An 18,771-nucleotide genomic window follows, 5' to 3' on the forward strand; every position below is an offset into this window, starting at 1 on the left:
CCGGGGGCCGACGGCTACGGTGCGGGGAAGGTTACGAACGGCGGCTGCCGAAGAGCGTGCGACGCAGGCGGCGCAGCGGCGCGAAGAGCGAGACGCGCGCGCTCCTGCTCCGCAGGCGGTGCGTGTGGTCGCGGGAGGTGAGCTCGCGCATCAGCAGCGTCGCCTCGGCGGTCTCCCGGTGCGGGACGGCGGGTCCGCCCAGCACGGCGAGATGGCGGTCGAGGCGCGAGCTGGTCGCACTGCTGCCGCAGGTGATGGCAGGCACGCGGGGCGGCCTGCTGCGCATTGCTATCTGTTCCATGTTCTCTCCCCACCCGTACGAGGGCACCCGGCCCGGGCAGGTTAACCCTATCGTCCCCGGATCGCCCTCGGGTATCCCGGTGGTGTGAATTACCCCTGCGGCTACGGGGAGTTGACGGTTACTCAGCGGAGTCGGCAGTCACTCTCCGCACGGATGTCACGCTGCGGAGGGCCCCGCCGCGCGTCCCGTCACGACAGGAGCCACACGCCGCACACTGCGCTAACTTGGAGTGACCGCGCGATGACGCATCGGCGCACAGCAGCACTCGGGGGGCTCGCGTGAGTGAGGAATCGAACTCCGGTCGTGTCATCGCGGGCCGGTACCGGCTGCTGGAAGCGATCGGCCGTGGCGGGATGGGCGTCGTGTGGCGGGCCCGGGACGAGGTGCTGGCCCGCGACGTCGCCGTCAAGGAGGTGCGGGCGCCCGCCGGACTGGACCCCGCGGAACTGCAGCGGATGTACCGGCGGCTGGAGCGGGAGGCGTGGGCGGCGGCCCGCATCGCGCATCGCGGGGTGGTCACGGTCTACGACGTGGCCTCCGAGGGCGGGCGGCCCTGGATCGTCATGGAGCTGGTGCACGGACTCTCCCTGGCCGACGTACTGGAGGCCGAGGGGCCGATGACCCCGCAGCGCGCCGCGCACATCGGGGAACAGGTACTGGCGGCGCTGCGCTCCGCTCACGACGCGGGGGTGCTGCACCGGGACGTGAAGCCGGGCAACGTGCTGCTCGCCAACGACGGCCGGGTGGTGCTCAGCGACTTCGGGATCGCGAGCCTGGAGGGCTCCTCGGCGATCACCATGCCCGGCGAGGTGGTCGGCTCCCCCGAATTCCTCGCTCCCGAGCGGGCGTTGGGGCGCGATCCGGGGCCCGAGTCGGACCTGTGGTCCCTGGGGGTGATGCTCTACGCCGCCGTCGAGGGCGTCTCGCCGTTCCGGCAGGCCACCGCGCTGGACACCCTGCGCGCCGTGGTGGACGAGGAGTTGCCCCGGCCGCGCCGGGCCGGGCCGCTGGTCCCCGTACTGGAGGGGCTGCTGCGGAAGGATCCGGCCGAGCGGCTGCCCGCTGCCGAGGCGGCCCGGATGCTACGGATCGTGGGCGCGGGCGGGGCCGTACGGGCGTCCGGCGGGCCGGTGTCGGCGCCGACTGTGGTGGCCGGGCCGGTGGCGGGGAGGGGGCCGGACGCGCCGACCGTCCTCGCGCACGGCCGCCCCCAGGAGCCGGAACCGGCGCGGTACGGGCAGCCCACACCGCCGGTGCCCGGGCCCGGGCCGGGGGCCCGCGAGAGCCGGGCGGGGACGGTGCTGACCGTGGGGATCGTGCTGATGCTGCTCGCGCTGGCCGCGCTGGGGTGGCTGCTGTTGAAGGACCGGGGGAACGGGGGCGGGGACGGCGGCACCCCGTCGGGCTCGGCGACCACCGCGCCCTCCGTCACCACCAGCCCTTCCGCGCCCGCGTCCGCCTCGGCGTCGGCCTCCGTGTCGGCTTCGGTCTCGGCCGGCGCGGGGCAGTACGTCTCGGTGTACGTCGACGCCGTGCGCACCTCCTACACCGGAAGCTGCCCGCCGCCCGCCGAACGGGCGCCCGCTTTCACCGCGATCGTCGAGGTGGAGCGCACTCCCGTGTCGCTGGAGTACCGCTGGGCCACGAGGAGCGGGCGGACCACCGGTCCCGGCTGGCAGTCCGTCACCTACGAGGAGGGCGGGCCGAGGAGCCGGCGGCTGGAGCACACGGAGCTCACGTACGTACCGGACGCGACCTTCGAGGACGCGGTCCGGCTGGAGGTGCGGGGACCGGCGGAGGTGGCCACCCAGTGGGTGCCCACCTCCGTGACGTGCGAGAGGGCGACCCCGACCGGCGGGGCCTCCCCCTCCGGCGCGAGCCCGTCGCCGGCGCCGAGCCCGTCTCCGAGCCCGGCGCCGACCAACGAGGATCAAGCGGTTGAGGCGGATCAGGCGGCGTTCGTGAGGACCGGCAGGTAACCGCCGGAGTGTCCGGCGGCGGTCGGGTGGTACGACTCCGGGACGTTCAGCCAGTTGAGGCTGTGCAGCCACGCGCTGCCGGAGCAGATCTCGTGGCCCGTGAAGGCGCCGACGACCGAGGCGTAGGTGAAGCCGTGGTCGGCGGCGCGCTTGGCGATGGCGGCGTTGAGGTGGTCGGCCGCGCCGTTGATGGCGGAGCGCTCGCCCTCGGTCAGCCCGGCCGTGCAGGTGCCGGCCAGCTTGTAGAAGCGGGGATAGCCGATGACGACGACGTGGGCGGCCGGCGCCCGGCTGTCGATGGCGTTGTAGACCTGGTCGAGCTGGCCGGGGAGGGTGGAGTCCACGTAGGCCTTGGCCTGGTTCACGCGGCTGATGCAGGAGGATTCGGACTGGAGCACACAGGTCGTCATCACGTCGGAGAACCCGGCGTCGTTGCCGCCCACGGTGATGCTGACCAGGTCGGTGCCGGAGTTGAGGGGGGCGAGCTGGTTGGCGAGGACGTCACCCGTACGGGCGCCCGAGCAGGCGGTGAAGGAGAAGGTCTGCGGGGAGTGGGCGGCGGCCCACAGGGCCGGGTAGGCGCGGGCGGTGCGCTTGCAGTCGCCGCTCGCGGTGTCGTAACCGCCGGCGCCGAGGCCGGAGGAGTACGAGTCGCCGAGGGCGACGTAGCCGAAGTCGGCCTGGGCGGCGGCGGACGCCTGGCCGGCGCCGAACAGGGCGGCGCCCGCGGCGAGTAACAGGGAGGACGTCAAGGCGGCGAAGCGCGGCATTCTCTTGCTCATGGGGGTGCGGCTCCTTGTGGGGGTTACTCGGGAGTTACTCCTGAGTCCGTGGTACAAGCAGCCGGGCTTGGCTGGAAGTGTTCATGCCAAGAATGTTCGGGGAAGAGTTGTGGCCCGAATCTTCACTCCCGCATGCGTTTGAAGAGGTGACCCGGGCACCCGATCCGGCGAAACACGGGTGCACGCGGGCACCGCGTGCCGGATCATGGGCGCCATGCCAGCCAACCCGCATGACGCGCTGCCGATCCGGCTCAATGTCGACGACAGCGATTCACCGTCGGATGTCGTGGACGCGCTGTTTCTCGGCCGTTTCGCCTCCGGTGAGCAGCCGTACTCGCACAGCGTGTCCATCGAGCGGGTCAAGGCGGAGGCGACCCTTCTGCCGCCCGGGGCCGCCGTGTTGCGCTCGGCGCGCGACAGCGACCGCAGCGCCACCCTCGCCGAGGGCGAGGGCTGGACCATGCTCGTCTCCCGCTGGAGCCGTGGCGCGGACGTCACGGTGACCGCGGTCAGCGACGAACTCGCGCAGTCGGTGCTCGCCACCGCCACGGAGGGGGCGCAGGACGAGCCCGAACCGCAGCCCGAGAACGTCACGATGGGCTTCTGGTACGTCTCCCCGCGCCGCGGGCCGTACCGGACGACCCGCCAGATCGCGGCCGGCACCTGGGCGGAGGTGCGGCCCAACTACACCGCTCCGGTGGCCGGGGCCATGGACCGGCTGATGAAGCTGACGCCGGACGACATCGCGGGCCGGCTGCTCCTGCTGCACGGTCCGCCGGGCACGGGCAAGACCTCGGCGCTGCGGACGCTGGCCCGGTCGTGGCGGGACTGGTGCCAGGTGGACTGCGTCCTGGACCCGGAGCGGCTGTTCAACGACGTGGGCTACCTGATGGACATCGCGATCGGCGAGGACGAGGGCACGTCGAGGGGTCGTTGGCGGCTCCTGCTGCTGGAGGACTGCGACGAGCTGATCCGCGGCGAGGCCCGCCACACCGCCGGGCAGGCGCTGTCCCGCCTGCTCAACCTGACGGACGGGCTGCTGGGGCAGGGCCGCAACGTCCTGGTCGGCGTGACGACGAACGAGGACCTGGAGCGGCTCCACCCGGCGGTGGTCCGGCCGGGGCGCTGCCTGGCCCGCATCGAGGTCGGCCGGCTGACCCACCCGGAGGCCGTGGAGTGGCTGGGCACGGACGAGGGCGTGTCCCGCGAGGGGGCGAGCCTGGCCGAGCTCTTCGCCCTGCGGCGCGGCACGGGCCCGGCGGCGATCCTCCCGCCGCAGCCGCACAGTTCGGAGGCGGGGCTGTACCTCTAGCCTCCGGCGGCGGACAGGGGGCTTCGGCGGCCCGGTGTCGGCGGCGGGTCCGGGCCTGGCCGCCCGGGCGCGCCCGGACCCCGCGCCTCATACGCCGGCGGTGCTGGAGTGTGGCGGGGTTACTGGGCGTACCGGGCCCGGACGGCGTCGCCGGCCGCGGCCATCGCCTCGGCCTGGGTCAGGCCGAGGCGGTGCACCCGCTCCGCGTAGGCCTGCGCGGCGGAGGCCGCCTCGCGCGACGCCGAGTCCCCCGCCGCGGCGACGAACGTCCCGTTCCGGCCCCGCGTCTCGATCACCCCGTCGGCCTCCAGGGCCCGGTACGCCTTCGCCACGGTGTTGGCGGCCAGCCCCAGCTCCTGCGCCAGGCCCCGTACCGTCGGCAGTTTGTAGCCCGCCGGCAGCCTTCCCGACCGGGCCCGGTCCGCGATCTGCGCGCGCAGCTGTTCGTACGGGGCGGCCGAGCCGGCCGCGGTGTCGAGGGTGATCTTCAGGTTCGTCGAGGTCACGGGGTGATTCTCCCCCATGGCCCCTTAATTGGGAGGCGCCGGGCGCCAGCGCGCCCGTAGCGTCTGCCGCATGACCGTATCGATCCGCGATCTCCGGCCGGACGACCCCTCGGACGCGGAGTCCGTCGTCCGGGTACGGCGCGCAGCCCTGCCCTTCATGATCACCACGGCCGAGGGCGTGGCCTTCGAGCTCGCCGGCGCCCACCCCGCGAAGCACTACCGCCTGCTCGTCGCCGAGACCGGCGCAGGTGCCGTCATCGGCACCGCCCAGGTCGGCATCGCCCACGACAGCCCGCAGCCCGGCCAGTCGTACGTCAACGTCTACGTCGATCCGGCCCACCGCGGCCTCGGCGCCGGCACCCTCCTGCTCCGCGCCGCCGAGGCGCACCTCGCCGCCCGGGGCGCGGTCGACACGTACGCCTGGGTCCTCGACGAGCCCGCCCACCGCGCCTTCGCCGAGCGCCGCGGCTACCGCCCCAGCCGGTCCGCGCACTTCCTGCGCCTGGACCTGGCGACGGCCGCCCTGCCCCCGCTCGCCGAAGTCCTCCCGGCCGGGGTCGAGCTGCGCCCCGCCTCCGCCTTCGCCGCCGACCCCCGTCCGCTCTTCGAAGCCGACGCGGAGACGACGTCCGACGAACCGGGGGACGTGGCCGTCGAGTTCGACGACTACGAGGACTGGCTCGCGCACACCTGGAACAGCCCGGTGCTCGACAAGGAGCTGACCACCGTCGTCCTCGTCGACGGCTCGGTGGCCGCCTTCACCGCCGCCCAGACCGACGGAGCGACCCGCTACGCCACGGCGATGACCGGCACCCTGCGCGCCTTCCGGGGGCGGGGTCTGGCCAAGCTCGCCAAGAACGCGTCGCTGCACCGGGCCCGCGCTGCCGGGTACACCGAGGCCTTCACCGGCAACGACGCCGGCAACGCTCCGATGCTCGCCGTCAACGAGTGGTTCGGATACGAGATCTGCGCGACCGAGACGCGTTACACGAGGAAGCTGGAGACCAGGTGACCGGCCGACCGACCGACCAACCGACCGCCCGGCTGACCGTCGTCCTGACCAAGGCCGGCCGGACCAAGATCCGCTATCCGGCCACGCAGGTCGCCGACGACGGCGACCGGATCTCGGTGCGCGCCCCCTGGGCGGCCGACGGCGTCCGGGACTTCGGTTTCGTGCGGTTCGAGCCGGGCGACGTGTTCGTCGAGCACTTCTGGCGGACGCGCTGGTACGCGGTCAAGGAGGTGTGGACGGGCGACGGCGTCCTCAAGGGCTGGTACTGCGACGTCACCCGCCCGGCGCTGGTGCGCAGCGGGGAGATCCACGTGGAGGACCTGGACCTCGACCTGTGGGTCTCGGCGGACGGGACTCTCGTACTGCGCCTGGACGAGGACGAGTTCGCCGCGAGCGGCCTCGCGACGAGCGACCCGGAGGCGGCCGCCCGGGCCGTACGGGCCCTCGACGCCCTGGACGACCAGGCCCGGACGCCGGCCGGTCTGGGCGCGCTCCTCGCGTAGCGGTGGCGCGTCAGAACACGGGCAGGGCGACCAGTGACGTGCCGTCGAGGAGGAACACGCGGTTCGCGTCGGCCGTGAGCCAGTAGCGGTCGGGGTTCTTGATGAGGGGGAACACCCACGGCGGCCGGTTCTCGGAGGAGAGGTCGATGACGTTGACGCCGCCCTGGGTCTTGTTGACGGCGACCGACCAGAAGCCGTTGCCCTGCACGACGAGGGGGCTGGGCGGGTCGCATTCGAGGAGCCCCGTGTAGGCCCAGTCCGTTCCCTTGCCGGTGCGCAGGTCGACGCGGAGGGGGAACTTCCCGGCCGTCGCGTACACGTGGTCGCCGTGGATGGTCGGCGGTCCCCAGAAGACCGTGGCGGCGCTCGGCTCTTCGCGGTTCTCGGCCGACCAGAGTTCCTTGCCGTCGAGGAGGTCGAAGGCGGCGAGGTTCTTCCCGGTCACGCACAGCGTGCGCGCCGACAGGGCGAGCTTGGCCCGTTCGCCGTCGGACAGCTTGCGGTGGTCCCACGCCGTGCGGCCGTCGGCCGTGTCGAGGGCGACGACGGTCCCGTCCGCCGCCGCGATGACGAGTCGGCCCTCGGCCGCCAGGCCGCGCGACGCGGCCTTCGTACCGAGGTCCGCGTCCACGGCGACGGTCCAGCGGACCTTGGCGTCGGACCGGCCGATGCCGCGCACCCGCCCGTCCTTGGTGATCACGTAGACGGCCTCGTCGTCCGCGGCCAGGAGCGAGGCGGCCTCGGCGGCAGCCGTCCACTTGGGCTCCCCGGTCGAGGCGACGAAGGTCACGAGGGTGCCCTCGCGGTCGGTGGCCGCCACGAGCCGGTCGGAGAGGGACAGGTAGCGGTGGGCGGCCACCGCCTGCGGCGCCGACCACCGCAGGCTGCCGTCGACGACGCTGTGCGCGGCGATGCCGCCCTTCGCCGCTCCGACGATGAGGACGTCCCGTACGGGGAGGGGCGCGGGCGTTTCGTCCGAGAGCGCCGAGGCGACGCTCCACAGCGGCTCGGGGGCCTTGCCGAGGACGTAGTCGCCCTTCTTCGCGTCCAGGACGCGCGCCTGCGGGACCGGTGCGGCCGCCGGGATGTCGAAGGGCCCGCGACGCTCGCCCTTGCCGATCCACCAGGCGGCGCCGCCGCCGGCCGCGAGCACGGCTCCGCCGACCGCGAGGCCGGTCAGCAGGCCGCGACGTGAGAGGGGGCGCCGGGCGTCCGTGACCCCGCCCGGCAGCGTGGTCAGCTGGTGGAGGCTCTGCTCACGGGTCGTGATGTCCTGCGCGATCGGCCCCCTGCGCCAGAGGCGTTCGGCGCCGCGGGGCGGGGCGAAGGCCCCGATGATCTGGTCCGGCAGCGGCCGCGCCGCCGGGTCCTTGGCCAGGCACGGTCCGATCAGCGGCTGGAGCACGGGCGGTACCCGGTCCAGGCGCGGCGTGCCGTGGACGACCTCGTACTGCACGGCGGCTACGTGTGCGCCCTCGTACGCGTGCTGCCCGCTCGCCGCGTACACCAGGACCGCGCCGAGGGAGAAGACGTCGGCCGGCGGACCGACGCGCTGCCCGAGGACCTGCTCGGGCGCGCCGTAGCCGGGGGTGACCGGGACCTGGCCGGTGGCGGTGAGGGTGAGGCCGTGTTCGGGGCGGGCGATGCCGAAGTCGATGACGCGCGGGCCGGTCGCGGTGAGCACGATGTTCGCGGGCTTCAGGTCCCGGTGGACGAGGCCGGCGGCGTGGATCTCGCGCAGCGCGCGGGCGAGCGCCGCCGCCAGGGCCCGTACCGTCGCCTCGTCGAACGGTCCGTGGGAGCGGACGGCGTCGGCGAGGGTCGGTCCGGTCAGGAACTCGGTGGCGATCCACGGGCGCCCGCCCTCCGTCCGGGCGTCCAGGACGCGGGCCACGGACCCGCCGGTGACCGCCCTGGCCATCTGGGCCTCGCGGACGAACCGCCCCGTGAGGTTCTGGTCGTGCGTCAGGTGGGGGTGCAGCACCTTCACGGCGGCGGCGTGCCCCTCGCCGTCCTGGCCGACGTAGACCTTGCCCATGCCTCCTTCGCCGAGCACGGCGAGGATGCGGTACGGACCCAGTCGGATCGGGTCTCCGGATTCCAGGGGCTTCATTGCGTGTGCGGCTTTCTGTGGGCTCAGTCGAGGGGTACGCGCTGTGGGCTCAGTCGAGGGGGTACGCGGCGACGGACTCCTCGCCGAGGGCGATGAGGCGCCGGGCGGAGGTGTGGGCGAAGTACCGTGCCCTGGCGGCCTTGAAGGGACGGGACACGGCGCCGGTCCGCAGGTCCGCGGCCAGCAGTCCGGACGAGGCCGCACTGTAGGCGTACACCTGCGCGATCCCGACCGCGGGCGGGGCGTCGAGGTCCTCGGACCCCGCCCCGCCGCTCTTCTGCGCCCACCGCAGTGCGCCGCCGGCGGCGTCGACCGCGATCAGGCCGCGGCCTTCCTCCACCGCGTACACCACGCCGTCCTTGACGGCCGGAGGGCTGAACCGCGCCTTCGGAGTCTGCCCTTCGAAGCGCCAGGCCGCCTTGCCGTCGGCCAGGCGGAGCGCGAGGAGTTCACCCGCCGACGGGTAGACGTGCCGGCCGTCCACGGCCAGGTGGGCCCGGCTGAACGCGGGCTGCTCGCCGTCGAGCGGCCGGTCCCACAGGGCCTTACCCGTCCGCGCGTGGTGCACGACCAGGCGCGGCCGGCCGTCCGCGGACTGCTGGACGAGGACCAGGTACTCGCCCACGGCCTGGGCGCTCAGGACGTGCAGGCGCTGGGATCCGGCCGGCCGGGCGGGGAGCGGGACCTCCCAGAGCGTGCCGCCCGACCGGGTGTCGACGCCCAGCAGGAACCACGTCTGGTCCTTGCCGAAGCCGTCGCGCACGTCGGGGCCCCGGCCCCCCACCAGGTAGAGGGCGTCGCCCGACGCGCAGAGCGCCTGGGTTCCGTAGAGGATCGCCCTCAGGTCCCCCCGTTCGCTGAACGGAGCCCTGGGCTTTCCGGTGGCCGGGTCGACGGTGGACACCCTGAGGGGACCGTTCTCGTCGAGGGTGTGGTCGACGGCGTAGATCTGCTTGCCGTCCGTGGCGGTGCGGCGGATGAAGGAGACACCGGGATCCGGCCACTTCGCCGCTCCCGTCGCGGGATCCAGGCCCTGTACGGCGCTCTGGCCCACGAGGAGCAGTCCGTCCAGGACGAGGGGCGCGGGGGGAACGAGCGGGTCGACGTAGCTGGTCCCCACCTGCCAGAGCATGTCCCACGCGGGGTCCTTGGAGACGACGGCGGGGCCCTTCGGGCGGGTGGCGCCGTGACGGGCCTGCCAGACCCACGCCCCGGCTCCGACCGCTGCCGCCCCGAGGACGGAGCCGCCCCCGGCCAGGAACCTGCGGCGGGACAGGACGGAGCCGGTGGCCGGGGTGGACGGGCCCGCCGGGCCGGCCGGGGTGGCGCTCGGGAAGGTCTCGGCGAGGCCGTGTTCCGGCGGGGCCGGGAGGCGGTGGGGCCGGGCGTGCCAGACGGCGCCGGCGCGGCGGGCGATCTCCGCGAGCAGGGGCTCGGGCAGATGGCCGGCGAATCCGCCCGGTCCGGGGTTCAGCTGGGCGGCGAGGTCGGTGGTGGTGGGGCGGTCGGCCGGGTTCTTGCTGAGGCAGCGGGTCAGGACCGGGAGCAGGGCCGGGGGGACCCCCGTGAGGTCGGGGTCGGCGTAGCGGACGCGGTAGAGGAGGTCGGCGTGCCGGCCCGCGCCGAAGGGGCCGTGGCCGGTGGCCGCGTAGGTGAGGACGCCCGCGAGCGCGAAGACGTCCCCCGCGCTGGTGTGCTCCTGACCGGTCGCCTGCTCGGGGGACATGAAGGCGGGGGTGCCCGCGGCGGTGCCGGTGCGGGTCAGGTGCTCGTCGCCGAGGGCGCGGGCGATGCCGAAGTCGATGACTTTGGGACCGTCCGCCGTGATCATGATGTTGGAGGGCTTGAGGTCGCGGTGGACGACGTCCGAGGCGTGGAGCTGGGCCAACGCCGCGCACAGCAGGGCGCCCAGCGCGCGCAGCGCGGGCTCGGGGAGCGGTCCCGCGAGGGAGACGGCTTCGTCCAGGGGCGGCCCGAGCACGTACTCGGTGGCCAGCCAGGGGGTTTCGGCGAGCGGGTCGGCGTCGAAGACCCGGGCGCCGTGTACGGGGCCGATGACGCGGGCCGCGTCCACCTCCAGGCGGAAGCGGGTGCGGACGGCGGGGTCGGTGGCGATGCGGGCGTGCATCGTCTTCAGCGCTGCCGTACGGCCCGTGGCCGAGCGGGCGAGGTAGACGGTGCCCATGCCGCCGCTGCCCAGGCGGGCGATGAGGCGGTAGGCGCCGAGCCGGTGCGGGTCGTCGTGGGTGAGCGGGGAGAGCATCAGCCGTCAGTCCAGGGAAGCGGGAGCGGGGAGTTCGGCCGCGAGGACCTGCGCCGACTGGCGCGCGAGCGCGGCCACCAGGGATGCCGGCAGGGGAATCGGGGCGGCCGCGTCCAGGACGGTGGCCGGCGCGCCCGTCACGGGTACGGCCGGCTCCAGGTGGGCCAGGACCTGGTGGGCCTGCGGACGCCTCTCGGGGTCGCGGGTGAGGCATGCGGTGATCGACGCACGCAGACTGGCGGGGAGTTCGTCGCCCTCGGGGACGGTGTGGCCGGTCACCGCGTAGGCGAGTACCGCCCCCAGCGCGTACACGTCACCCAGCGGGCGCGGCCGTCCACCGGCTGCCTGTTCCGGCGCGAGGCTGCCGGAGTCGAGGCCCGGCAGGCCGCCGCGCCGTTCACCGTCCGGCGCCGCGGCCCGTACCGCGCCGAAGCAGCTCAGCCGGGGGCCCTCGGTGGTGAGCAGTACGGCGGCGGGGGACAGACCGGCGTGCGTCACGCCCTGGGCGTGTGCGGTGGCCAGCGTCCGGGCGAGGGCGGCGCCCAGGGCCCGTACGAACGGCTCGGGCAGCGGACCGCCGTGCGCGCGCAGGGCGGCGGGGAGCGGGAGGGCGGGGACGTACGGCGCCGTGCACCAGGGGAGTTCCGCCGTGCCGCCGACCTCCGCGACCGGCAGGAACCCCGGTACCGAGAGCCGACGGGCACCCTCCGCCTCGATCGCCCAGCGGTTCGGGTCGGCGTCGGTGCGCGGGAGGGAGGCGAGGAACGTGCGGTCGCCGTCGGCGCTGCGGGCGATGAACCGGCGGGCGGGCAGGCCCGGTTCGTGGTCCGCGTCGAGTCGGGCCAGGTTGCGGTGGGGCCCGCTCCACTCGGGGTCGTCACGGCGCAGCGGTTCCATGCGCGTCTGTTCTCCCCCGGTGTGTGATGAGCGGGGACCAGCCTACTCAAGCGCCGGTGCGCGGCCGGAGGCAGGTGCGCGAGGCGGGCGGGGAAGGCGGCCCCCGGCCCGCTTCCTGAGGCCCTTCTTACCTCGGCCTTAAGCCGACCCTAAGGATCTCCTGCGGCGGCCCGGATCCGGCGGAAGCCCTGGTCCGGGGGGCTAGCTTGGGCCGGGCCAGGACAGGAAGGGCCCGACGTGGCGCCGCCGGGGGGCGGCGCCGCGGAGCCCGATCCCGATGCCGCCGGCGCTCCCCCGCCTCGTGCCCGAAGGAGATCCACCCATGCCCGCACGCCGCACCGTGACCCGTACCGCCGGCAGCGCCGTCGTCGCCGCACTGGCCCCGCTCGCGCTCGCCGCGTACGCCGCCGCTCCCGCGGCCGCCCACGGCTCGATGACCGACCCGGTCAGCCGGGTGGCCGCGTGCTACGCGGAGGGCCCGGAGGCCCCGCGGTCGGCGGCGTGCAAGGCGGCGGTCGCTGCGAGCGGGGCGCAGGCCTTCTACGACTGGAACGCGGTGAACATCGCCAACGCGGCCGGGAACCACCGGGCTTTGATCCCGAACGGCCAGCTGTGCTCCGCGGGCAACGACAAGTACCAGGGGCTGGACCTGGCCCGGGCCGACTGGCCCGCCAGTGCGATGACCGCCGGCGCGCACACCTTCCGCTACAAGGGCACGGCCCCGCACAAGGGCTCCTTCGAGCTGTACGTGACGAAGGACGGGTACGACCCGACGCAGCCCCTGAGGTGGGCCGATCTGGAGCCGGCCCCCTTCGCGAAGGTGACCGACCCCGGCATGCAGAACGGCGACTACGTCTTCCAGGGCACCGTCCCGGACAAGTCCGGCCGCCACGTGATCTACAGCATCTGGCAGCGCTCCGACAGCCCGGAGGCCTTCTACACCTGCTCGGACGTGGTCTTCGGCAAGGACAACGGGGGCAACGGCGGCAAGGGCGGCAGCGGCGCCAACGGCGGCACGCAGACCGGCAAGCCCGGCACCAAGCCCACCGCGAAGCCCCAGCCGAGCTCCGCCCCCTCGGCGCCCACGGACCAGCAGATCGCCGAGGGCGCGGACAAGTCCACGGTGGAGCACAACGGGCACGGCGACAACGACCCGAAGACGAACGGCAGTACGGCCGCGGCGACGGCCGTCGAGACCACCGCCGCCGCGGCCCCGCAGAACGACAACCTCGCCCAGACCGGCGGCAGCGGCGCCACCCCGTCGATCGCGATCGCCGGGGCCGGCGCCCTGTCCGTCGGCGCGGCCGTGCTGTTCGCCCTGGCTCGCCGCCGCGCGACGGCCGGTGGCTCCTCCCGCCGGTAGCCGGAGGAGGAAGCCGGCGCCCCTAGTCGAAGACCGAGGCGCAGGTGGTCTGTTCGGCGTGCGCCGGGTCGAGGGCGTTGAGCGCCTCGTGCCAGGCGATCCGGTCGGTGATCGCGATGCCGGCGTGTTCCGAGAAGTCCAGGACGCACAGGTCCTGGAGCACGACGTTGCGTACGTTCGGGCCGTCGAGGAACTGGGTCCGGTACGGGGTCACCACCTCGTCGTACTTGGTCGCGATCACCGTGTACTTCACCCCCGGGACCGTGTCGCCGCCCTCGTTCAGCTTCTTCTGGAAGGGGGATCCGGCGATCTGGTCGGCCAGGCCCGGGGTCGCGGTGCTGATCAGGTCCTCGGCCCCGGGGAAGTACGGGAGGAGCTTGGTGAAGCCGAGCAGGGTGGTGCCGTGGTTGCTGGGCGCGAGGCCGACCAGGTTGTTCACCTTCTCGGCGCCGCCGAGGAACTTCAGGTAGTAGCGCGGCATCATGCCGCCCTGCGAGTGGCCGATGACGTCGGTCTCGGCGGAGCCGGTGGCGGCGAGCACCTTGTCGACGAAGACGTCGAGCTGCTCGGCGGACTTGTCGATGGGGCCGAGCCCGTTGAAGAAGGGCACGCCGGGCAGTTGCCCGTAGTCGAGCGAGTAGACGCAGTACCCCCGGTGCACGAGGTACGGCGCGAGGCCGAGCCAGTTGTCGACGGAGTTGCCGAAGGTGCCGTGCACGAGCACGACGGGGCGGGGGTGCGCGGCGGACGGCTTGCAGGACCAGTTGTTCCAGCCGCTGCTGGGTGCGGTCGTGGCCTGCGCCGCGCCGGTGGGGGCGACGAGCGCGGCGGCGGTCAGGGTGAGGACGGCCAGCGGGCGGAGCAGGCGTCTCCAGGGCAGCATCGTGTGATCTCCTTGCGGATCGACTCAAGGGGAGGGGCGTGGGGGTTCGTCCCGTGATCCGGATCACAGAGGGGCGCTGCTGCCGCCAAATTACGGGTGAGTAGCAACACAGGGAAGTTACGCGTCGGTAAAAACTGGCGTGTCGGCGAACCGGCGCCGATCCTCCGTCAGGCGGCGAGCGTGCCGCGGCCGATCGCCCGCGGCCCGAAGCGTGCGCGGACCCGGTCCGTGACGGCTTCCAGGCGGCGGGCCTTCTCGTCCTCGGGGTCCAGACTGAGCTGATGCGCGGCCCGTTCGGCCGGGGTCAGGTCCTCGGCCCGCAGGGACAGCGCGCGGACCCGCGCCCGTTGCAGGCCGAGGCCCGCGTACAGGGCGTAGGCGGCCTCGGTCAAGGCGGCGGAGTGCGCGGTGGGTTCGGCGAGCGTGCGCGTGCGCGTGAGCGTGGTGCGGTCGGCGCAGCGCACGGTGAGCGAGAGGGCGCGACAGACCTGCCCGCGGCCCTCTTCCTGTGTACGAAGCCTCGCGCCGAGCTCCTGCGTCAGCGAGAGCAGGGCCCGCCGGTGCCGCACGGGATCCAGCTCGTCCCGGTCGAAAGCCCGCTCGGCGGCGATGCTGCGGGCGGCCGCCCCCGGCTGGACGGGGGTCCGGTCGATCCCGAGGGCGCGCTCGCGCACCTCGCGCCCGAGCCGGGCTCCGAGGATCCGCCGCAGGGCCGCGGGCGGGGCGGCGGCGACCCGGCCGACGGTGTCCAGGCCGTAGGAACACAGGGTGCGGGCGGCCTTGGGGCCGACCCCGTCGAGGAGGGTGACGGGCTTGTCCGCCAGGAAGTCCCGTACGGCGGCGGGCTCGTCGGGGATCAGCCGGGTCTCCCCCGCCCGGGTCCCGCGGGCCGCCGCCCGGGCCAGCATGGGGTTGGCGGCCACGCCGACGGCGGCGTCCACCCCGTACAGGGCGAGGGCCCGGACCCGGATCACGGCGGCCAGCCGGGCGGCGTCGCAGCCGAAGTAGCGCAGCGCGCCCCGGACATCGGCGAGGGCGCTGTCCGGCGGCAGCGCCTGCACGGCCGGGGTGATGCCGCCGAGCAGCGCGAGCACCCCGGCGTACGCCTCGGCCCCGAGCGGTCCCCCGTCGGCGGGGCGCAGCCGCAGGCACATCACGGCCGCGCGGGGCCCGGCCCCCCCGCCCGCGGACCGCCCGGTGGTCATCCCGCGCTCCCGGGGCTGGAGTGCCACAGCTTGCGGCCGGTCGCGGGGCCGGCGCCGGGGGGCTGGAGGTCGGCCCAGGGGTTCATCTCGTACCCCGTGGAGAAGTGGATCCGGCGGCCCGCTCCCCGCTCGGCGGCCGCGGTGTCACCGGTGCCGCCGCCCTCGTCACCGTCGCCGTCGCCGTCGACAGGCACGGACGGGCTCGACGCGCCCGGCGCGGCCGGTTCGGCCAGCCGGGCCGCCACCGCGTCCAGGCCGCCCGACGCCCGCAGTTCCACCAGCTCCGCCAGGTTCCACGCCGCCGCCCCGACCACGCTCAGGCTCTGCGGGCCCCGCCGCTGCACGACGCCCCGTACCAGCAGCAGGAAGGAGTGGAAGACGGTGTGCGCGCACCGCTCGTGGCTGTCGTCGAAGAAGGCCAGGTCGACCAGGCCCGTGCCGTCGTCCAGCGTCGTGAAGATGACCCGCTTCCCGGACCGGATCGGCGGGGTCTGGGTGGCCGCCTTGGCCCCCGCGACCAGGACGGTCCGCCCGTGCGCGGTGTCCCGCAGCCGGCTCGCCGGGATCACCCCCAGCTCGGCCAGGAAGGCGTGGTGGTCCGCCATCAGGTGCCGCGAGGCGTCCATGCCGAGGACGCCCAGCTCGGCGCTGAGCCGTTCCGCTTCGGTCAGGTCGGGCAGCCCGACGCGGGCCGTGGACCGGCCGCCCTCCAACGGGAGTTGAGCGCCGCCCCGGACCCCCGCCGCCCGCTGCGCGCCGTGCAGCTCGGTCAAGTGCAGCAGCAGATCGCGACGGTTGGCGCCGAAGGAGTCCAACGCCCCGACCTGCGCCAGCCGTTCGGCGACCGGGCGCCCGGGGTGCGCGCGGTCCCAGAAGTCGCGCAGGGAGGTGTACGGCCGTCCGGCCGCGATCCGCTCGGCCTCGGCCTCGCTGATGCCGTGGACGTCGGACAGCCCGAGGCGCAGCCCCCACACGGCGGGCGTCTCGGACACCAGTTCGATGCGATGGGCGACCGCGGACCGGTTCACGTCCAGCGGCAGCACCGGTACGCCCCGCCGCCGCGCGTCCGCCAGCAGCAGCCGCTTCGGGTACATCCCCGGATCGTGCGTGAGCAGCCCGGCGTAGAAGGCCGCCGGATGGTGCGCCTTGAGCCATGCCGACTGGTAGGTGGGCACCGCGAAGGCCACCGCGTGCGCCTTGCAGAAGCCGTACGAACCGAAGGCCTCCACGATCTCCCAGGTCCGGCCGATCACCTCCACCGGATAGCCGCGCTCGGCCGCCTTCGCCGCGAACCAGACCTTGATCCGCGCCTGCGACTGCGGGTCGGACAGCCCGCGCCGCACCCGGTCCGCCTCGTCCCGCCCGCAGCCGGTCATCACGTGCACGATCTCGATGACCTGCTCGTGGAAGACCACCACCCCGTACGTCTCGCGCAGCGCGTCGGCCAGGTCCGGGTGCGGGAAGCTGACCGGCGCCCGCCCGTGCCGGGCCGCGATGAAGGGCCGCACCATGTCGGCGGCCACCGGCCCGGGCCGGAAGAGGGAGATGTCGACGACCAGGTCGTGGAAGGTCGACGGCTGCAGCCGCCCCACCAGGTCGCGCTGGCCCGGCGATTCGATCTGGAAGCACCCCAGCGTCTCGGCCGAGCGGATCAGCTCGTACGTGGCCCGGTCGCCCGGCGGCACCTGCGCCGGGTCGTCCAGGTCGAGCTCCTGCCCCGTGCCGCGCCGGATCTCCGCGACCGCGTGCGCCATCGCGGACTGCATCCGCACACCGAGCACGTCGAGCTTGAGCAGCCCGAGCTCCTCCACGTCGTCCTTGTCGAACTGGGCCATGGGGAAGCCCTCGCCGCTGGTGGGCACCACCGGCGTACGGGCGAGCAGCGAGGCGTCGGAGAGCAGCACCCCGCACGGGTGCATGGCGATCCCTCGCGGCAGCGCGTCGAGCGATTCGACGAGCTCCCACAGCCGCCCGTACGACTCGCCCCGTACGTCGCGCAGTTCGGGGAGTTCCTCCAGCGCGGCGCGGGCGTCGCGGGCCCGGATGTGCGGGAAGGCCTTGGCGAGCCGGTCGACGGCGGCCGGGTCCATGGAGAGGGCGGCGCCGACGTCGCGGATGGCGTGCCGGACCCGGTAGGTCTCGGGCATGGAGACGGTGGCGACCCGCTCGGTGCCGAACCGGTCGATGATCCGCCGGTAGACCTCCAGCCGGCGGGCGGACTCCACGTCGATGTCGATGTCGGGCAGCACCCGCCGGCGCTTGGACAGGAAGCGTTCCATCAGCAGGCCGTGCGCGACGGGGTCGGCGTGCGCGATCCCGAGCAGGTGGTTGACGAGGGAGCCGGCGCCGGAGCCGCGTGCGGCCACCCGGATGCCCATCTCCCGTACGTCGTCCACGACTTGGGCGACCGTCAGGAAGTAGGAGGCGAAGCCGTGGTAGGCGATGACGTCGAGCTCGTGGTGCATCCGCTCCCAGTACGCGCGGTCGTCCGCGTAGCCCCGCAGCACCATGCCCGCCGAGGCCCGGGAGGCCAGGACCCGCTGGGCGCTGCGGTGGGCGGCGCCGACGAGCCGGGCCTCGGGGAAGTGCACGGAGCCCATGCCGAGGTCGTCCTCCGGGTCCACGGAGCAGGCCTCGGCGGTGTGCCGGGTCTCCGCGAGCAGCCGCCTGGCATCGGCGGGGCGCAGGCCCGCCGCCCGGGCGATCCGGTCGGCGGCCTCGGCCATGGCGGCGGGGCCCTTGAGCCAGCGCTCGCCGGTGTCGAGGGGGCCCCGGGTGTCGATGGGGACCAGGCGGCGGGCCGCGTCGAGGATGTCGGCGACCGGACCCTGGCCGGGGTCGGCGTAGCGGACGGCGTTCGTGAGCACGGCCGGGACGCCCTGCTCGGCGGCGAAGCCGACGGTACGGGCGGCCAGCCGCAGCGAGCCGGGCCCGGTGCCGGTGCGGCCGTGGTGGACGGCCTCCAGGCGCAGGGAGTCGCCGTAGACCTCCCGCCAGGGCGCCAGCAGCCGGGCGGCCCGGTCGGGGCGCCCGGCGGCGAGCGCCCGTCCCACCTCGGAGCCGGGCCCGAGCAGGACGAGGACGCCCTCGCCGCGCAGGGCGCTCCAGGGCAGCAGCGGGACCTCGGGGCTCCCCGCGTGGGCGGCGGTGACCATCCGGCACAGCTCGGCCCATCCGGCGGCCCCGTCCCGGGCCAGGAACACGGCCCGGGCGGCGGACTCGTCGAGGAAGGCCCCGCCCTTGACGGGGGTGCGCCGCCGGTACGAGGCCTCGCCGGCCGGGGCCCGGCCTCCGGTTCCGGGTCCACGGACACCCGTACGCGCGCCGCCCCCGGCGGAGCCGGTCGAGCCCCCCGACCCGGCCGGCCCCGCCTCGGGCGACACGGCGGGCGATACGGCCATGTCCACTCCGAACAGCGGCCGGATCCCCGCCGCCGCGCACGCCTTGGCGAACCGCACCGCGCCCGCCAGGGTGTCGCGGTCGGTCAGGGCGAGGGCGTCCATGCCCCGCTCGGCGGCGCGTTCCGCCAGCCGTTCGGGGTGCGAGCCTCCGTAGCGCATGGAGAACCCCGAAACGGTGTGCAGATGCGTAAAACCAGGCACCCGCGGCCTCCTGCTTCCCTCGTTGAACACCTCCTCCCCCTGTCTCCACC

14 protein-coding genes are annotated in these 18,771 nt (G+C 74.6%); 5 read left to right on the forward strand and 9 right to left on the reverse strand.

Features of this window, described 5'->3' with window-relative positions:
• Positions 1–31: 31 nt before the first annotated feature.
• Positions 32–301 (reverse strand): hypothetical protein, encoded by a 270-nt coding sequence (locus tag AC07DU_RS15675; protein WP_076046471.1) that lies wholly within the window; start codon positions 299–301, stop codon positions 32–34.
• Positions 302–579: 278 nt separating this feature from the next.
• On the opposite strand from AC07DU_RS15675, the gene AC07DU_RS15680 reads away from it, so the two are divergent.
• On the forward strand, positions 580–2,280 hold the full coding sequence (locus tag AC07DU_RS15680; RefSeq protein WP_479111799.1) for a serine/threonine-protein kinase: 1,701 nt from the start codon (positions 580–582) through the stop codon (positions 2,278–2,280).
• Here AC07DU_RS15680 and AC07DU_RS15685 read toward each other — a convergent pair.
• Positions 2,250–3,062, reverse strand: a complete 813-nt coding sequence (locus tag AC07DU_RS15685; protein WP_479111801.1) for an SGNH/GDSL hydrolase family protein — start codon at positions 3,060–3,062, stop codon at positions 2,250–2,252. The genes AC07DU_RS15680 and AC07DU_RS15685 overlap by 31 nt on opposite strands.
• A gap of 178 nt (positions 3,063–3,240) precedes the next feature.
• On the opposite strand from AC07DU_RS15685, the gene AC07DU_RS15690 reads away from it, so the two are divergent.
• Entirely contained in the window at positions 3,241–4,374 is a 1,134-nt protein-coding gene (locus AC07DU_RS15690; protein ID WP_479031757.1) for a DUF5925 domain-containing protein, read from the forward strand.
• Between the two features lie 119 nt (positions 4,375–4,493).
• Here the strand turns inward: AC07DU_RS15690 and AC07DU_RS15695 are convergent, their stop codons facing one another.
• The gene (locus tag AC07DU_RS15695) at positions 4,494–4,898 is read right to left on the reverse strand and encodes a GntR family transcriptional regulator (RefSeq protein ID WP_453288062.1); all 405 of its coding nucleotides are present in this window, start codon (positions 4,896–4,898) and stop codon (positions 4,494–4,496) included.
• 52 nt (positions 4,899–4,950) lie between these two features.
• Between AC07DU_RS15695 and AC07DU_RS15700 the strand changes: the two genes are divergently transcribed.
• Both AC07DU_RS15700 and AC07DU_RS15705 read left to right on the forward strand, forming a co-directional pair.
• Entirely contained in the window at positions 4,951–5,892 is a 942-nt protein-coding gene (locus AC07DU_RS15700) for a GNAT family N-acetyltransferase (protein ID WP_360887814.1), read from the forward strand.
• Complete coding sequence (locus tag AC07DU_RS15705; RefSeq protein ID WP_360887817.1) at positions 5,889–6,395, forward strand: ribonuclease FAU-1 family protein; 507 nt, start codon at positions 5,889–5,891, stop codon at positions 6,393–6,395. The genes AC07DU_RS15700 and AC07DU_RS15705 overlap by 4 nt, the downstream gene beginning before the upstream one ends.
• 10 nt (positions 6,396–6,405) lie before the next feature.
• On the opposite strand, the gene AC07DU_RS15710 is transcribed toward AC07DU_RS15705, so the two are convergent.
• Genes AC07DU_RS15710 through AC07DU_RS15720 form a run of 3 tightly spaced genes read right to left on the reverse strand, consistent with a single transcriptional unit; the run spans position 6,406 to position 11,668 of the window.
• A complete protein-coding gene (locus AC07DU_RS15710) occupies positions 6,406–8,508 on the reverse strand; it encodes a protein kinase domain-containing protein (protein ID WP_479111804.1) in 2,103 nt (700 codons plus the stop codon).
• A gap of 49 nt (positions 8,509–8,557) precedes the next feature.
• Positions 8,558–10,771 (reverse strand): protein kinase domain-containing protein, encoded by a 2,214-nt coding sequence (locus AC07DU_RS15715; protein WP_479111805.1) that lies wholly within the window; start codon positions 10,769–10,771, stop codon positions 8,558–8,560.
• A gap of 6 nt (positions 10,772–10,777) precedes the next feature.
• Complete coding sequence (locus AC07DU_RS15720) at positions 10,778–11,668, reverse strand: protein kinase family protein (RefSeq protein ID WP_479031769.1); 891 nt, start codon at positions 11,666–11,668, stop codon at positions 10,778–10,780.
• Positions 11,669–11,990: 322 nt separating this feature from the next.
• Between AC07DU_RS15720 and AC07DU_RS15725 the strand changes: the two genes are divergently transcribed.
• Entirely contained in the window at positions 11,991–13,031 is a 1,041-nt protein-coding gene (locus AC07DU_RS15725; protein WP_479111807.1) for a lytic polysaccharide monooxygenase auxiliary activity family 9 protein, read from the forward strand.
• Between the two features lie 22 nt (positions 13,032–13,053).
• Here AC07DU_RS15725 and AC07DU_RS15730 read toward each other — a convergent pair whose 3' ends face one another.
• The 3 genes from AC07DU_RS15730 to AC07DU_RS15740 form a co-directional block, all read right to left on the reverse strand.
• Positions 13,054–13,914, reverse strand: coding sequence for an esterase/lipase family protein (locus AC07DU_RS15730; RefSeq protein WP_479031775.1), 861 nt, complete (start codon positions 13,912–13,914; stop codon positions 13,054–13,056).
• 167 nt (positions 13,915–14,081) lie between these two features.
• Positions 14,082–15,119 (reverse strand): DNA polymerase Y family protein, encoded by a 1,038-nt coding sequence (locus tag AC07DU_RS15735; protein WP_479111809.1) that lies wholly within the window; start codon positions 15,117–15,119, stop codon positions 14,082–14,084.
• Complete coding sequence (locus AC07DU_RS15740) at positions 15,116–18,721, reverse strand: DNA polymerase III subunit alpha (protein WP_479111811.1); 3,606 nt, start codon at positions 18,719–18,721, stop codon at positions 15,116–15,118. The genes AC07DU_RS15735 and AC07DU_RS15740 overlap by 4 nt, the downstream gene beginning before the upstream one ends.
• Positions 18,722–18,771 lie beyond the last annotated feature (50 nt).

It is taken from the genome of Streptomyces sp. NPDC045695 (assembly GCF_056432025.1).

Excerpts from the sequence above, each read along its gene's own strand:
- AC07DU_RS15700 (WP_360887814.1), top strand. The coding sequence starts at position 4,951 with ATGACCGTATCGATCCGCGATCTCCGGCCGGACGACCCCTCGGACGCG.
- AC07DU_RS15725 (WP_479111807.1), top strand. The coding sequence starts at position 11,991 with ATGCCCGCACGCCGCACCGTGACCCGTACCGCCGGCAGCGCCGTCGTC.
- AC07DU_RS15685 (WP_479111801.1), bottom strand. The coding sequence starts at position 3,062 with ATGAGCAAGAGAATGCCGCGCTTCGCCGCCTTGACGTCCTCCCTGTTA.
- AC07DU_RS15695 (WP_453288062.1), bottom strand. The coding sequence starts at position 4,898 with ATGGGGGAGAATCACCCCGTGACCTCGACGAACCTGAAGATCACCCTC.
- AC07DU_RS15715 (WP_479111805.1), bottom strand. The coding sequence starts at position 10,771 with ATGCTCTCCCCGCTCACCCACGACGACCCGCACCGGCTCGGCGCCTAC.
- AC07DU_RS15720 (WP_479031769.1), bottom strand. The coding sequence starts at position 11,668 with ATGGAACCGCTGCGCCGTGACGACCCCGAGTGGAGCGGGCCCCACCGC.
- AC07DU_RS15730 (WP_479031775.1), bottom strand. The coding sequence starts at position 13,914 with ATGCTGCCCTGGAGACGCCTGCTCCGCCCGCTGGCCGTCCTCACCCTG.
- AC07DU_RS15710 (WP_479111804.1), bottom strand. The coding sequence starts at position 8,508 with ATGAAGCCCCTGGAATCCGGAGACCCGATCCGACTGGGTCCGTACCGC.
- AC07DU_RS15675 (WP_076046471.1), bottom strand. The coding sequence starts at position 301 with ATGGAACAGATAGCAATGCGCAGCAGGCCGCCCCGCGTGCCTGCCATC.
- AC07DU_RS15735 (WP_479111809.1), bottom strand. The coding sequence starts at position 15,119 with ATGACCACCGGGCGGTCCGCGGGCGGGGGGGCCGGGCCCCGCGCGGCC.